Below are 14,902 nucleotides of genomic sequence, written 5' to 3'. Positions count from 1 at the left end.
AACCGCCAACAGTCAACAATAGTTAAACAGTGGTGATGTCCTTTTCTTTAACAGCTAAGGCTTCGTCGATTTTAGCAATGTACTTGTCTGTGAGTTTCTGAACGGAATCTTGTAAATCAGCCGCTTCGTCTTTTGAGAGTTCACTGCTTTTTTCCTGTTTCCGAACAGAGTCAATGGCATCCCGACGAATATTTCTGACGGCGACTTTCCCTTCTTCAGCTAATTTAGCCACTTGTTTGACTAATTCTTTCCGTCGTTCAGTGGTTAAGGAGGGGATATTCAAACGAATAATAGAACCATCGTTATTCGGTGTTAACCCAATATCAGAGAGTAAAATCGCTTTTTCGATGGTATTGAGCATATTGCGATCAAAGGGCTGAATCGCAATTGTAGTAGCATCGGGGGTACTAACATTCGCCACAGATTTTAACGACATGGGACTGCCGTAATATTCGACGGTAATTCGATCCAATAAACTGGTATTGGCTCGGCCAGTCCGAATCGTATTAAAAGAGCGCTGAGTCGCTTCCAGCGCCTTCATCATGTGATCTTCAACGTCAGCTAACTTCACACAAACCTCCTACTAAAGTTCCAACAGGGTCACCACTCACCGCACGGCTAATATTTCCCCGGACAGTGAGGTCAAATACAATAATAGGGATATTATTTTCTTTGCACAGCGCAATCGCCGTACTGTCCATTACCCGTAAATCATGGGTGAGAACGTAGCCGTAGGTCAATGTTTTGTAACGTTTGGCTTCTGGGTTTTTTTTCGGATCGCTATCGTAAATGCCATCAACCTTAGTGGCTTTAAAAATCACTTCGGCATCAATTTCCGCCGCCCGTAATGCTGCGGTTGTATCCGTTGTGAAAAAAGGATTCCCGGAACCCGCCCCAAAAATAACCACCCGGTTTAGTTCTAGGTGGCGAATGGCTTTGCGTCTGATATAGGGTTCGGCAATTTCCTGCATGGCGATGGCCGTTTGTACCCGGGTCGGAACTCCAATTTGTTCTAGGGCATCTTGCAAGGTAATCGAATTCATTACTGTTGCAATCATCCCGACATAATCGGCCGTTGCTCGATCCATTCCCCCAGCGGCGGCTTTCACCCCTCTAAAAATGTTACCGCCACCGACCACAATGGCGACTTGTACGCCCATATTGACAACTTCGGCGACTTCTTGGGCAATGTCTTGAACAACGGCTGGATCAATACCATAGCCCAAATCTCCCATTAAGGCTTCGCCACTCAATTTTAGTAAAATGCGTTTGTACGCTGTTCCCATTTATACTCCCATAGCTTCTGTATTAATCAACATCGCCAATTTTCGTTAACGAAGTGGGTTTATCGTTACTATTAGCCTAGACATTGGGGCTATCATATCAGGATATTTATAGTTCAAGTATCGGTTAACTATTGTTGGGAGTGGCAATACTCAACTGTCAACAGCCAACCTTCAACCGCCAACCTTCAACCGCCGACACCTTCAATGTCTCCATTTAATCGAACAACCCATAGAGTCTGTCCGTTCTGGAGTAATGGGTTGATTGTTGAGAAGTTGGGCGATCGCATTTTTTAAATAGGGGACAGTGACATTTTCTGGAGAAGTCGGATTATTATCAATTAAGCCTCGATAACGCACAATTCCTTCCTGATCTAATAAAAATGCTTCTGGGGTATTATTAGCCCCAAAACAGTGCGCGACTTCTTGGGTAATATCTCGAATATAAGGAAAATTTAACCCCTGTTCTTGGGCAAAACTTTTCATATTCTCAAAACTATCATTCGGGTATTGGATGGAATCATTGGCATTAATTCCTACAAAGATTAACCCTTGTTCTTGATAGTCTTGTTGTAACTGTTTGAGACGGTTTAAATACAAACGAACATAAGGACAGTGGTTACACATAAAAACCACCACAACGGCTTGATATTTTTCTAAATAACGAGCCAAATGATGAACTTCATCATCAATTCCTGGTAATTCAAAATCTGGAGCGTAGCTATTAATTAAAGTACCCTGCATAGTTAGTCTTCCTACCTTCTCAAAACAGTGCAATTGTATTTAGATGTAATCTATTGATATAGCTGCACGCCTTTTAATCCAATTTAGCGTATGTTATTGGTAGAACTGATGCAGAAACCGAGTTTCTGAGCAATAAATCTGGATTCTATCCCTGAAAAACAGCCAGAAGCGCGGTTTCTGGGGTTTGATGCTTAAGTTCTGAACGGTCTATGATTAACCCTTAATCCACCCCTTAGAAACAGCTTGATACCCGATTAATTTATAGGTTAATTTAGCAACAGTAAACTCAGAAACAACAGAATCAACCACTGGTGCTAATTCCATGATATCACATCCAATAACATCTTTAGACTCAAATAAATGTCTTAAAAATGTTAGGGTAGAATACCAATTTAATCCTCCTGGTTCCGGGGTTCCTACCCCAGGAATTAAACTCGGATCAATGCCATCGACATCAATGGTTAAAAACACTTTTTCCGTCGGAATACTGGCGATCGCTTGTTCAATCCAATCTTGATTAAACGCCATTTCTCTCGCTCGAAAAATCGTTAAATTTTTCTGTTTAATTAAATCGGCTTCCTCTTGACAAATCGCTCGAATTCCGACTTGAACAGTGGGTAATCCCAGATTAACAATTCGCCGCATCACACAAGCATGATTATGAATTGTACCTTCATATTCATGTCTTAAATCGCCATGAGCATCAATTTGAACCACCGTAAAGGGTTCTTGATAAACTTGACAATATCCTTGTACGACTCCGGCGGTAATACTATGTTCTCCACCAATAGAAATCACGAATTTTTGATCTTCAATTAAACCCTTGAGAGTTTTTTGAGTCACACTCAACATTTCTTCCGCCGCAACTGTTTTTCCATTCCGAGTATCAGCAATCGGAGTATGGGTGAAGATTCCGGCATCAAAACAGACTTCTCGATCTAATTCCTCATCATAACATTCTAACTGATGAGACGCCTCTAACAGCGCCGAGGGGCCGTTTTCACATCCTTTACGATAGCTGGTGGTCGCTTCATAGGGAATCGGTAAAATCACGACTTTAGCCGTTTCGTAGTCAGGGACAATTTCAGAACCTAAAAAATCTACAGCAGTAGTCGCAGAGAGAGTTGAGATCATCTTTAATTCTATCCGAGGCAATATCAGTAGGCTAGTGCATCTAAGCAGAAGAGTTTACACTCAGCAGCCATTTTTGATCCATAATCGATTAACTGTTGACCGATCAGGGGTCAATTATTTTTGAGCTTTCTGCACTAAGGGATTAATACCTCTTAATTTTGACACAGGAGGGGGACAATTGTTAACCGTGCCATTACGGCAATTTTTATTTTGGGTTAAAATTTTACATTCATATTTACAATAACCGTATTCAAAGCCCACGTCTTTTAAGCGTGGGATGTAGAATACCCGCCTTTAGGCGGAGTAAAAGTTAATGAGAGTTCTGATTGGCAATATATTTCTTGATAGTTTTACTCTTAACACAACCAGCCGTCCCGCAATAATAACTCCTAGTCCATAAAGAAGGTAATTTAAGTAAATGAGGAAATTCTTTTCTTAATATTCTTGATGATGCCCCTTTAATCCTAAACATGATTTTCTGTCATTGTCGATACACACGATTCATCAACCTTATGTTATCATGGTTAACATGACTAAGATAACTCGGATAATTAAATTAAAATTCGTGGATCTCAACCGTTGTAAAGCTCAGATGTTTGAGCAAATGACGGAAGAAAACACACAAATTGCTAACAAGCTGTTGTCATTGCCGATTAAAGAACGGCGTAAAATGACAACATCTAAAATCATGTCCGAGTTGAAATCTGCCCTAGTTAATCAAGTAATCCGACATACCACATCCCCAACGGGTCGCAAAACTAAACAATATAAAGTTCTTCCTGTGGAAGTTAATAACCAAAACTGGAAGTTAACCCAAAAAGGTGAAACTTATTCAATTAGCTTCCCGACTCTCAAAGGTGAAAAAAGAATCCCCATTGAAGTTGCATTTGCTCATTGGCAACCCATTTTAGATGGATTATTAGAGGGAACAATTCAAGGAGGTTCTTTTAAGCTAATTAAACACAAAAATAAGTGGTATGTCTATCTGTCAATCACTGAGGATGTTCCAGAAGTTAAGACAGAAAAACGGTTGGGATGCGACAGAGGGCAAAATAATTTAGCGGTGGTTGCACCAAAAGAAGGTTTCGGCAAATTCTTTAATGGTCAAGGTGTTAAGCATCGAAGACGTTATTTTCAACAACGAAGAAAACAACTTCAAGAGGCTAAAAAGTTTCGAGCATTAAAGAAATGGAACAAGAAAGAGCAACGATGGAGCGAGGCAGTTAATCATACCATTAGTCGTCGAATTGTTCGTTTTGCCCAATACCACAATGCTGATGTTGTAATTGAGGATTTAGAAGGATGTCGCGGTACGATGAAACAGAGCCAGAAATTTCGTTCTGATTCAGGTCAATCTCGACATAGTTGGTCTTATTATTCCTTAGAACAAAAACTTGGTTATAAATTAGTTCTTAAGGGATTGAAGCTCATCAAAAGACCTGCACCTTATACTTCTAAATCTTGTTCAACTTGTGGTGTTATTGGTAAAAGAAATCGACAGGATTTTAATTGCCCTAATGGTCACTACCATAATTCCGATCTTAATGCTGCGAAAAACCTAGCTCAATGGGATGGGTTTTCATGTGATTTGAACCTAAAGAGAGATGCTTCTGTAATGGATTCATCCGGTTTAAATCATGGGGTGCTTGGCACACCCCCGAACTCGATGAATACTGTCAAACAAGAGTATATTCAACTAACCCTCTTTTTGACTGGGCTAGATACGAGAATCCCACCCCTTTAGCGTAGCGCAGGGGTGGGAGTGTCAATAATTGTTGCTTCTACCTTTAAACTTATGTTGATTACTTCATCTATACCGCAAACTTGGATTTGGAAAGGATACCCGATTTGTTATGTGCGGGAGGGCAATAATGGCCCTGCGGTGGTTTTGGTTCACGGGTTTGGAGCATCTTGGGGTCATTGGCGGAAGAATATCCCCGAATTAGCGAAACACTGTCGCGTCTTTGCTTTAGATTTAATCGGGTTTGGAGGGTCAGTGAAACCGAAACCAAGTCCAGAAATTGCTTATACCTTTGAAAGTTGGGGAGAACAAATCGCTGATTTTTGTCGAGAAGTTGTTCAAGAACCTGCGTTTTTAGTCGGAAATTCTATTGGTTGTATTGCGGTAATGCAGTCGGCTATTGATCATCCTGATACAGTTCAAGAAGTGGCTCTATTAAACTGTTCTTTAAGATTATTACACGATCGCAAACGTTCGGAAATGCCTTGGTATCGAAATTATGGATCTAGTTTTGTTCAAGAGTTATTAAAATATTCCTGGTTTAATCAATTCTTTTTTAAACTTTTGGCTACTCCAAAAACCGTTAAAAAAGTATTATTACAAGCCTATAAACGAGAGGAAGCGGTGACGGATGAATTAGTAGAAATATTATTAAAACCTGCCCAAGATCAAGGAGCAGTGGATGTTTTTGCTGCCTTTACTCGTTACTCTCAGGGGCCGTTACCGGAGGATTTATTACCAAAATTATCTTGTCCTGCTCTAATATTATGGGGAACGGATGATCCTTGGGAACCGATAGAACTCGGAGAAGAATTTAAACACTATTCAACGGTTAAACAGTTTATTCGATTAGAAGGAGTGGGTCATTGTCCCCAAGATGAAGCTCCAGAATTAGTCAATCCTATTTTATTAGATTGGATTTTAGGAGGGTAAATGTCACACTTTAAACCCGTTTTTGAGCAAAACTGAAATAAAATAAAAGCCGAGATTTTAATCCGTAAATAATCGCTATTCAGATGTAGAACAATTCAGGGAGTTGTTAAGATTTTAACGAATTCCCAGATTTATAAGCGATCGCACTGCCAATATTAATCATAGTAATTGAGCATGAGGCTGAGAGATGAACAGAATTCTACCCCAAATTTTGTATTGTTTTCGCCATCGGGCGATCCGAACAATTATAGTAATATTATGTTTGGGGGGAATAGTGCGATCGCTGCCCTATCTCGCTCCCATTCAAGCAGAAGATATTCAACAAAAAGATGTAGCGTTTGAATTTAGCGATCGCAATCATTTACCATTAGGAACCATTCTGAGTTCTAATCAAGATCATACTGCAATTGTGCCTTTAAGTCAAATTTCACCCCATTTTATTCAAGGGATTATTGCCGCCGAAGATAAACGCTATTATCAACATGGAGCGGTTGATTCTGTTGCCTTAGTTCGTTCTATTTTAGAAGCTTTTCAAGCCAAACAAATTGTGAGCGGTGCGTCTACAATTACCATGCAATTAGCACGATTATTAGAACCTGCACCCCGAACATTACCGAATAAATTTGGTGAAATTTGGTTATCATGGCGACTCACGGCGGGAATGAATAAACAGCAAATCTTAGAAGCTTATATTAACCGTTTACCGATGGGAGGAAATTTGTATGGTGTTGAAGCCGCTGCAAAAATCTATTTTAACACCTCAGCATCGGAATTAAATTTAGCCCAAGCCAGTATATTAGTAGCCCTTCCCAATGACCCTACAGACTTAAATCCATACCATAATTTATCTGCCTTAAAAAAACGTCAAAATTATGTCTTAAAGCGCATGATTGAAGATGGATATATTACTACTATTCAAGCGGAACGTGCCTATCAAGAAACGTTAACATTCCAACCCCAACAACAAGGAATTATTGCCGCACCCCATTTTCTATTTTGGCTAACTGAAAAGTTAACTCGTTCATCCCCTTCTTCTGAACCTTTGACACAGCGCGGATTAGCTAATTACATCAAAACCACCATTGATCGCCCCTTACAGCAATTTATTGAAGCACAAATTCAGCAAATTTTGATTAATTTAAAAGACAATAATGTTGATCATGCTGCTGCTATTGTGCTTGATAATCACACCGGAGAAGTATTAGCTTATGTCGGTTCTCCCAATTATTTTAATAGCGATCAATTAGGGCGAAATGATGGCGTTCAAGCTCTGCGACAACCTGGATCAACGTTGAAACCGTTTTTATATGAATTAGCCTTAGCAGAAGCAGTGATTCAACCCAATACAATTTTAGCAGATGTTCCTACTTATTATGCCATTCCTGGGGCAAAACTTTACAGTCCAACGGACTACAGCGAAACCTTTTTAGGCCCCGTGCGGGTGCGAGTTGCGTTGGCAAATTCTTTAAATGTTCCGGCGGTAAAAGTATTAGAAAAGGTGACAGTTCCCGTATTTTTAGAACGATTAAAAAAATTAGGCTTTCAACATTTAACCCATACTCCTGATTATTATGGTTTAGGATTAACATTAGGAAGTGGAGAAGTGAGTTTATGGGAGTTAGCCCAGGCTTATTTAATTATGGCAAATCAGGGTAAAGTTATTAATCCTAATGTGATCTTAAGTGAAGCACAGCTTATTAAGCTTAATTCACCATCTATTGATACGGCTGTATCCTGGCAATTAATCACCAATATGTTAAGTGATGCTCATGCGAGAGCTTATTCTTTTGGGATTGATTCTGTGTTAAATTTACCCTTCCCCGTTGCAGTAAAAACGGGAACTTCTTCTAATTATCGAGATACTTGGACAGTGGGGTTTACAACTGATTATACCGTTGCAACTTGGGTGGGAAATTTTGACGGTCAAGGAATGCAAAATGTGTCTGGGGTAATGGGTGCAGCACCTTTATGGAATCGAATTATATTGCATTTACATGAAACAAAAGAACCGGGTAATTTTCCCAAACCTTTAGGGTTTGTTCAGTTACCGATTTGTGCAACAACAGGGTTACGTCCGACTCCCGATTGTTCTGGAGGAATTGTATTAGAATATTTTGATCTAAAAAACGTTTCTGCATATTATCAAAAATCACCTCAAATCAAATTAAATTCTGAATATAATGAATGGTTATCTCGACAATCTCATCCTCAGTTAACACAAAATCAGTTAACAATTATTTCTCCTCAAGCTGATGATTATTTTGTGATTCATTCGGGAGATGATTCTAAATTGGAATTTAAAATTACTAACCCTTCTCAACAGTCTGTGGAATGGTGGTTAAATGGGAAAAAAATCAATGTTCAGTCTGCTAATTCTCTGTTTTGGCAATTGCAACCGGGACAATGGACATTAACAGTTAAACAAGGAACTCAACAGGATACCGTTCAATTTCAAGTGCAACAAGCAGAGAAAAAACCCTATCGTCGCGGGTTTTCAGTGGTTAATACTAATAAATAGGTTTAGCTAATTATTAGCTCTAATAAAAAGGGGGATTTACCGATTGTAGTTTAGAATAAAAATTTTGGATCTTTACAAAACTTTTATAATTTTCGATCAACTCTTTTCAAATCCTTTACCTAATTATTGATTGAGATTTGTAAAGTAGAAATTAGCAAACCGAAAATAACACGGTTCAATTGTACCCTAACAAGTCGAGATGTCTATGCGTAACCTAATCTCTCATCTGCTTAATCCTCTCCGTCAAGGGTTAGATAATCTGGATATTCATAATCCTGATTTAGCCCTATTTTTATATCGGGTAATTCCAGCGAAATGTCCCTTTGCACGGGATATTAAACTATTTGGATATACAATTTTGCATATTCCTCCCCTATGCAAACTCAATCCTTTTTATGAACAATTGATGGGTTTGCGGTTTCGAGCAATGTGTTATTTAGTCGATGAATGTGGGATGACGATTTAACCATCACAATTGATTATTTTTGAAGCGCAGGTCGCACTAAAATGACAGTACAGTGACAATTTTTAGCGATCGCTTCTGGGATATTTCCCTGAATCACTTGTCTTAACATTCCTTCTCGACTAGCTCCTAATAGAATCACATCACATTGATCTTTATTGGCTAAATCAATAACGGCTTCTGATACGGAATTAGAACAAACACTGTTAAAAATAACCTCCGTGTTTAAACGATCACTTAAATGTTCTGAAGCCCGCTTAAAATCTTTGATTTCCTGTTCAGAAATCCCCGTTTTCACCACCCGACAAAGACGAACTTGAGGAGATAAACTTAACTGAACTAATGCTGGTAAAAGCTGCACAGAAACGGAATGTTCTAAAGTATCTCTCACGGGAACTAACCAACGCTGCCAGCCCAAAACAGGGCAAGCCGCAATATCTGAATTGCCATCAGTTTGAGGATCATCAGAAATTTGATGTTTCGCCCATTTAACTAACATAATTTGGCAGGGAATTTGACGAATAACTGTATCCATAACGTTGCCAAAAATCCTGTCTGGGGCTGACTTCTCCCCATGCCAACCCATTAATAATAAATCAATATGTTCCTTTTGAGTAGTTTCTAAAATCGCTTGAGCAACATCATGGGAAACTCGAATTTGAGTATGAACAGAAATCTGTAAATGCTGTCCTAAGCGTTCAGCTTGTTGTAATAAACGCCGACTTTTTGTTAACCGAACTGGAGTTTCTGAAGGGGATTGACTATAGGGAATTGTAATCACGGTTAAACATTCTAATTCATAATTGCGTTCTTGGGCGATCGCTATAGCAATTTTTAATAAGGTTGGGGCAGTTTGAGGGTTATATAATGAGACTAATAAACGACCATTTCCTGTTTGTGGCCCCCTGGTTTGATAAGCAATATAAGAAGGTTCATGATGTCGTCCCACTTGGGTTGTTTCCCCACTAATTTGACCTAATTCGGCGCGAATAATATCACTGCGAGTAATAATTCCGATTAAATGATGATGTTCAATAACAGGTAAACGACTGAGTTTATAATGACCCAATAAATACAAAACCTGAGTTAAATTATCATCAGGCCCAACGGTAATCGGTTGAGTTGTCATTAACTGATCAATCGGGGTCTGATCGGATAATTGACGGCTACTAATTTGGGTTAAATCCGTTTGGGTAATAATTCCCACTAATTTGCCATTTTCAACCACAGGAAATCCGCGATGATGGGAGGTTGCAAAGGCTTCAATCACTTGTTCTAAGGTTAAATGACCCGACAGGGTTTCGACATTGCGTTGCATTACATCAGAGGCTCGTAATTTCTCTAATACTCCATCCATAGGTTTGTCGGGTTTAAGTTCAATTCCACTTAATTTTAATAACTGATCATAGAGAGATTCAGGATCAAGTTTTTCGGCAATTAAATAAGCTACAATGCAAGAAATCATTAACGGTAAAACTAACCCGAAATCCGTTGTAATTTCAAACACAATTACAACCGCCGTCATCGGTGTTCGCGCCACGGCACAAAAAAATGCCCCCATTCCTGCAAAGGCAAAAACTGTGGGTTGGTCAATGCCTAACATGAATTCTGATTCCCAACTTCCCACTAAATGTCCTAACGCCGAACCTAATACTAAAGAGGGAGCAAATAATCCTCCTGGTGCGCCGGAACTGGCTGCAATTGCTGTTAATATAAAATGAGCCGTAAACGCTAAAGCACTGGTTTGCCAGGGCAATTCTCCACTTAAAATTAATTCTCGAATTCCGGTATTATTTCTAAAGGAAAGAGGCAATAAAGATACCACTAAACCTGATAATAAACCTGCAACCGCCATGCGTTGAGGTAATCCCCAATGTAACACTCGACGATTAAATTTTGAACCCGCAATAATACTGCGGCTAAAGAGGGTTCCTAAAACTCCCGCTAGAATTCCTAATACAATAAATAACGGAATTTCTCTGGCATAAACTAATCGATCCTGTACCGTTTCTAATATAATTGTTTTTGTTAGGCTATCACTAAATTCTTGACCTCCTAATAAACGGGAAACCACCGCCCCAATAAAAGAGGCAATAATCGCAGGGCCAAGGGTAATTCCTGACACATCATGTAGCAGTTCTTCGACTACAAATAACACCCCCGCGATGCAGGGCTGTTTCATTCTACAAAATTGGGGAGACAAATTGAGTCCCCAATTTTCTAAATTAAAACCCAAAAACTGAGTAATTCTAGCTGAATTATCAGGAATGTTAGTCAAGGAATAATCTTTCTGATTTTTGAGTAGTAAAAACTCCTCTATGGCTTTTCCATAGAGAGTTTCCATCTATTTTATTTGGATTTTTACTAGAATTTACTCGATTATTTTTAGGATTTTAGGGGAAACAGTTCCCCAAGACTGAAAATCTTGTACCAGTGAGCAGTTAACCATCGTTGTCCTTCTGTTATTGATACAAAACCCCAACTTCTGAAAAGATTGATCACCAGAGTTTTGAGAGTTGAGAAGTTAGTAGCCGCTTGAAAGTTACGAATTCGGCTTTTATCTTCTTGAAAAATTACATCTTTTACCCAATGGCATTGATTCTCAATCCCCCAATGTCCTTTAATGATTTGAGCCAACGTTTGAGCCTCGTTAACGACACTACTGATATAATATACTTTTTCTTTGTAGGGCTTTTTTCCTCTATTGCCACTTCTTTCTATCTGAATCACAAGTTTCAGATGATTCCACCCTTTGTAGAAGTCGCTATTGACTTGATAAATCGAAACTTTTCGAGTAATTTTTCTGCCATGGCTGTGTTCATGTGTCACATCTACACTCAAAGGATTTTCACTTTTTATTACAGCTTCAACTTGCTCATATAACTTTTTTTGATTTTTCTTTAAAGCCATTATATAATCATTTCCACTCTCAATGACTAGAGCAGCAGTCTTCTGATTACAGTGCAACGCATCAAAGGTTATTACTTTTCCTTTTAACTGGCAATCCCTTACTATCTCTTGCGCTTGGCTGATTTCTGATCCTTTTTTGTTCTCCAACTTTTTCAGGTTTAATACACATCCTGTTCTTTGACTAAATAGTGAAACAATCATCACAAAATTTTGGGAGTTATCTCCAAAATCTTTCAAAGTGCTTCTGAGGCTTTTTCCATCTACTGCTAACCAATCTAGTTCTTCTTGATGCGGATAATTCAAAGCCGCCCATTGATTAAATATCTCGATTAAATTTGACCATTCTACCCCTTGTATTACTCTTCTTATTGTTGAGTATGATGGCAGTTTTTCTAGCTTGATTTTTAAAACTTGGCTGAGTTCTTTTCGATTAATTTTAGCAAAATTTTCCAGTTCTCTGTACCCTAAATTTCTCGACATTAGCCCCAAGATGACTATTAATAATACTAGCCATATGGGATGCCTTGTCCCCTGGGCTTTCCGGTAATCCTTGACTTTTTTCAGTTTTTCTATTAGAGTTGTTAGCATCTTTATTTTTGTAAAAAATAAGCGACCGCTCTTGATTTTATCAGGTAGCGATCGCTCTTTCTTTACTCTTTTCCCCCCGACTTTGAAACAGCCCTGCCCCGCGATGGGGGCATTAAATCCGGCGGCTAACCCGGCGGCGGCACCACAAGCTATTAATTGACGGCGATAATTAGGAGAAGTGGGAACCCAACGACTAATCCAAGCAGCTAAGGCGGCGCCGATTTGTACGGTCGGCCCCTGACGTCCTAAAGTTAATCCCGAACCCATCGTAAACATCGTACCGATGAGTTTAGCAAATGCGACTCGAAAGTCAAGGGAAATCGGTTCTCCAGCCAATGCGGCTTTAACTTGTGGAATTCCACTTCCGGCGGTTTCTGGCGCTAATCTTTCTACTAAAAAACCTGTCAATAAACCACCCATTAATCCCACACCTGGAAGAAAAATCCAAGCGGGAACCGCAGCATTTAAGGATTCGGAAATTCGCCAAGACCCTAACCATCCTGCACCTTCTTTTAATAGAAATGCAGCCAAACCCGACACTAAGCCAATTAAACAGGCTTCAATAATGGCATAACGTTTAGGGGTCGTGGGTGATAAAATTTTGGAGGATAGAACGGAAATTTCTCTGGGGATAGAGATGCGCCACATAAAGACAATAGAAATTTTGGCTATTGTTTAGAATAGCAGCTTGTCAGGGAGATTTAGAGCATGATTTTTAATTAGGGATTTTTCAGATATGACTTATTATCCAAACAATCAACGATAGAGATTGCTAATTCGTGCATAACTTCTATTGCAGCATCTTCATATTTTTGATATTCTTGCAAGTCTTTGATCACCATCTGTTTCCCATGAGCAATTTCATTCCGCCTTTTTACCAAAGTTTTCAACTCTATTTCATATTTTTCAACTAATTGGTAATTTAAACAAACCTGAATAGAGTTTTTCTTTAATAAATTTGGATAAAGATTTGATTCTGTATCAAGTTTTGTTGAAAAATCTAAATTTTCTTCTAACATTTTTTGAAACCCCGTTTGCCCGAATTCCCAAAAGCTATCTATACTTAAGTCCCATTTAAAGCTATTAAGATATTTTTGTAACGATAGTTTAGCGATTTCTTCTCTACAATCTTTTCTCTTAATTCCTAATTTCTGTAATTCTTCTAAATAAAGATCCCAAGCAAATTTGCAAAATCCCTCATAGTGAGCATAGAGCATCGCCAATAATGCACGCAGAAGAACTCGATATCGATCCGAGTCTTTGGAGGCTAAACGAGCTTGCTGCTTTAAAATCCCTAGCTCTGTCTCTCTCCAGTTTAAATCTTCTTCTAATCTTTTTAACCAGTTACTCATTGCTTAATTTTAAAAGTGCATTTTCAATAACTTTAATTCTGCCTTCTAACTTTTCCCGTTTGTTGGCTCCCGAACCTGTATTTTGTCTAAATTCTTCAGTTTGAACCGTTTGGATAATCTTATTTTTAATGTGATCAATTGGAAGATTACGGATTTGATCCAGCGCATTCAATGTTCCAACAGTAATAGCTTCATAATATGCAGGAGCTAGACCCCCTATAGGTTTTTCTCCTCTATACTTTACAAATGTTCCTTCACCTAATGTGTTACTTAAAAAAGCAAATAGCTGATTAAATTGATCTTGTTCTACCTGATAATTAAAATCAATTTCTTTTAACAATACTTTTTCCATATAATTAGTCAGCCAATCTTGTACACTTCCTTTAAATAGATTTTGAGCATTTTTAGCAGCAAAAAATCTTAAAACTAATTCTTCATCTCCTTTTTTGTCTTTTTCTACTTGGGCTAAAGGTTCTATGCAATTGATAAAGGCTGGATAAGAAGCACATTTCTGAATAAACTCACAGAAACGAATTCCTTCTTCTCCAACCATTCTGGCTGAACAGTTGCGAATTTCTTGAGAATCTAAGTTTTCCCCTCCTGTATTTAAACGTTTAAACATCGCATACCTTAAAGTAGATTGGCTGGGACGTTTAATAATAACTGTTCTGATGGATGAGCGTTTAATGGTTAACTTGAGTCTTAAGGGCAAGTCTTCAAATGTTTGACCGTTTAATTCCTGAATTAAATCACATCCCTGAAGGACTAGAGGTTCTAAACCTAATACCGAAGAATTTATAAATTGAATGACAGAAACCAATCGTTGTAAACCATCAATTAATTCTAAGACACTCTTCTCTCTTTCCATAACAAAAATTTGAGGAATCGGGAGTTTGAGAAGAATTGATTCTATCAATCGTGATTTTTTGTCATCTGACCAACGAAAAAGACGTTGATATTCCGGCTGAATAACAAGCTCTTGAGGCGATGCTGAGTAAAGATTAACCAACTCACCAAAACTGAGATCTAAACTATCAGTTTGAACTTCTCCAATTCTTTTATCTATTATTTCTTCGAGAGAAGGCATTTTTATTTCTCCTTTGGCTGTTTCATATCAGTTGTAAATTATTACAACCTATTTGGGATTGCTATAGATGTTTTTCGAGTGTTGTTAACCTTTGGAGGTTATTATAGCAAGAAATTAAGCCGATCACATGATTAAAAACATCAGTATTC

At 38.5% G+C, this 14,902-nt stretch carries 12 protein-coding genes and 2 pseudogenes; 4 read left to right on the top strand and 10 right to left on the bottom strand.

Annotated elements, in window-relative coordinates; translation table 11 throughout:
- Window positions 1-22 precede the first annotated feature (22 nt).
- The 5 genes and pseudogenes from frr to PL8927_RS28395 form a co-directional block, all read right to left on the bottom strand.
- Window positions 23-571 (bottom strand): ribosome recycling factor, encoded by a 549-nt coding sequence (gene frr, locus PL8927_RS05875; protein ID WP_083618549.1) that lies wholly within the window; start codon window positions 569-571, stop codon window positions 23-25.
- Window positions 558-1,286, bottom strand: coding sequence for a UMP kinase (gene pyrH / locus PL8927_RS05870; protein WP_083618547.1), 729 nt, complete (start codon window positions 1,284-1,286; stop codon window positions 558-560). Before pyrH ends, frr begins: the two co-directional genes overlap by 14 nt.
- A gap of 201 nt (window positions 1,287-1,487) precedes the next feature.
- Window positions 1,488-2,027 carry a thioredoxin family protein gene (locus PL8927_RS05865; RefSeq protein ID WP_083618545.1) on the bottom strand — a complete coding sequence of 180 codons (540 nt, stop codon included), beginning with the start codon at window positions 2,025-2,027 and terminating at the stop codon, window positions 1,488-1,490.
- Window positions 2,028-2,240: 213 nt separating this feature from the next.
- The gene (gene speB / locus PL8927_RS05860; RefSeq protein WP_083618543.1) at window positions 2,241-3,161 is read right to left on the bottom strand and encodes an agmatinase; all 921 of its coding nucleotides are present in this window, start codon (window positions 3,159-3,161) and stop codon (window positions 2,241-2,243) included.
- 310 nt (window positions 3,162-3,471) lie between these two features.
- Window positions 3,472-3,633: pseudogene (locus tag PL8927_RS28395) on the bottom strand (IS200/IS605 family transposase); the annotation flags it as partial.
- A gap of 57 nt (window positions 3,634-3,690) precedes the next feature.
- On the opposite strand from PL8927_RS28395, the gene PL8927_RS05850 reads away from it, so the two are divergent.
- From PL8927_RS05850 to PL8927_RS05835, 4 genes are all read left to right on the top strand, one after another.
- The gene (locus PL8927_RS05850; protein WP_083618827.1) at window positions 3,691-4,905 is read left to right on the top strand and encodes an RNA-guided endonuclease InsQ/TnpB family protein; all 1,215 of its coding nucleotides are present in this window, start codon (window positions 3,691-3,693) and stop codon (window positions 4,903-4,905) included.
- 51 nt (window positions 4,906-4,956) lie between these two features.
- On the top strand, window positions 4,957-5,835 hold the full coding sequence (locus tag PL8927_RS05845; protein WP_083618541.1) for an alpha/beta fold hydrolase: 879 nt from the start codon (window positions 4,957-4,959) through the stop codon (window positions 5,833-5,835).
- A gap of 187 nt (window positions 5,836-6,022) precedes the next feature.
- Window positions 6,023-8,353 carry a penicillin-binding protein 1C gene (gene pbpC, locus PL8927_RS05840; protein WP_083618539.1) on the top strand — a complete coding sequence of 777 codons (2,331 nt, stop codon included), beginning with the start codon at window positions 6,023-6,025 and terminating at the stop codon, window positions 8,351-8,353.
- 205 nt (window positions 8,354-8,558) lie between these two features.
- Window positions 8,559-8,819, top strand: coding sequence for a Mo-dependent nitrogenase C-terminal domain-containing protein (locus PL8927_RS05835; protein WP_331281798.1), 261 nt, complete (start codon window positions 8,559-8,561; stop codon window positions 8,817-8,819).
- Between the two features lie 13 nt (window positions 8,820-8,832).
- Here the strand turns inward: PL8927_RS05835 and PL8927_RS05830 are convergent, their stop codons facing one another.
- The 5 genes and pseudogenes from PL8927_RS05830 to PL8927_RS05810 all read right to left on the bottom strand — a co-directional run bounded on the left by PL8927_RS05830 (window position 8,833) and on the right by PL8927_RS05810 (window position 14,753).
- Entirely contained in the window at window positions 8,833-11,160 is a 2,328-nt protein-coding gene (locus PL8927_RS05830; RefSeq protein WP_083618535.1) for a chloride channel protein, read from the bottom strand.
- 41 nt (window positions 11,161-11,201) lie between these two features.
- Window positions 11,202-12,314 carry an ISAs1 family transposase gene (locus PL8927_RS05825; RefSeq protein WP_083618825.1) on the bottom strand — a complete coding sequence of 371 codons (1,113 nt, stop codon included), beginning with the start codon at window positions 12,312-12,314 and terminating at the stop codon, window positions 11,202-11,204.
- A gap of 96 nt (window positions 12,315-12,410) precedes the next feature.
- Window positions 12,411-12,962: pseudogene (locus PL8927_RS05820) on the bottom strand (chloride channel protein); the annotation flags it as partial.
- Between the two features lie 71 nt (window positions 12,963-13,033).
- Complete coding sequence (locus tag PL8927_RS05815; protein WP_083618533.1) at window positions 13,034-13,666, bottom strand: MAE_28990/MAE_18760 family HEPN-like nuclease; 633 nt, start codon at window positions 13,664-13,666, stop codon at window positions 13,034-13,036.
- The gene (locus tag PL8927_RS05810) at window positions 13,659-14,753 is read right to left on the bottom strand and encodes a DUF262 domain-containing protein (RefSeq protein WP_083618531.1); all 1,095 of its coding nucleotides are present in this window, start codon (window positions 14,751-14,753) and stop codon (window positions 13,659-13,661) included. Before PL8927_RS05810 ends, PL8927_RS05815 begins: the two co-directional genes overlap by 8 nt.
- Between the last annotated feature and the right edge of the window lie 149 nt (window positions 14,754-14,902).

It is taken from the genome of Planktothrix serta PCC 8927 (genome assembly GCF_900010725.2).
Lineage (GTDB): Bacteria > Cyanobacteriota > Cyanobacteriia > Cyanobacteriales > Microcoleaceae > Planktothrix > Planktothrix serta.
The sequence above is the reverse complement of the archived record's forward strand: the minus strand, read 5'-3'. Positions and strand labels throughout refer to the sequence as shown.

Coding starts and splice junctions, on each gene's coding strand:
- pyrH (WP_083618547.1), bottom strand. CDS start 1,286: ATGGGAACAGCGTACAAACGCATTTTACTAAAATTGAGTGGCGAAGCC.
- PL8927_RS05865 (WP_083618545.1), bottom strand. CDS start 2,027: ATGCAGGGTACTTTAATTAATAGCTACGCTCCAGATTTTGAATTACCA.
- speB (WP_083618543.1), bottom strand. CDS start 3,161: ATGATCTCAACTCTCTCTGCGACTACTGCTGTAGATTTTTTAGGTTCT.
- PL8927_RS05850 (WP_083618827.1), top strand. CDS start 3,691: ATGACTAAGATAACTCGGATAATTAAATTAAAATTCGTGGATCTCAAC.
- PL8927_RS05845 (WP_083618541.1), top strand. CDS start 4,957: ATGTTGATTACTTCATCTATACCGCAAACTTGGATTTGGAAAGGATAC.
- pbpC (WP_083618539.1), top strand. CDS start 6,023: ATGAACAGAATTCTACCCCAAATTTTGTATTGTTTTCGCCATCGGGCG.
- PL8927_RS05835 (WP_331281798.1), top strand. CDS start 8,559: ATGCGTAACCTAATCTCTCATCTGCTTAATCCTCTCCGTCAAGGGTTA.
- PL8927_RS05830 (WP_083618535.1), bottom strand. CDS start 11,160: ATGGAAACTCTCTATGGAAAAGCCATAGAGGAGTTTTTACTACTCAAA.
- PL8927_RS05825 (WP_083618825.1), bottom strand. CDS start 12,314: ATGCTAACAACTCTAATAGAAAAACTGAAAAAAGTCAAGGATTACCGG.
- PL8927_RS05815 (WP_083618533.1), bottom strand. CDS start 13,666: ATGAGTAACTGGTTAAAAAGATTAGAAGAAGATTTAAACTGGAGAGAG.
- PL8927_RS05810 (WP_083618531.1), bottom strand. CDS start 14,753: ATGCCTTCTCTCGAAGAAATAATAGATAAAAGAATTGGAGAAGTTCAA.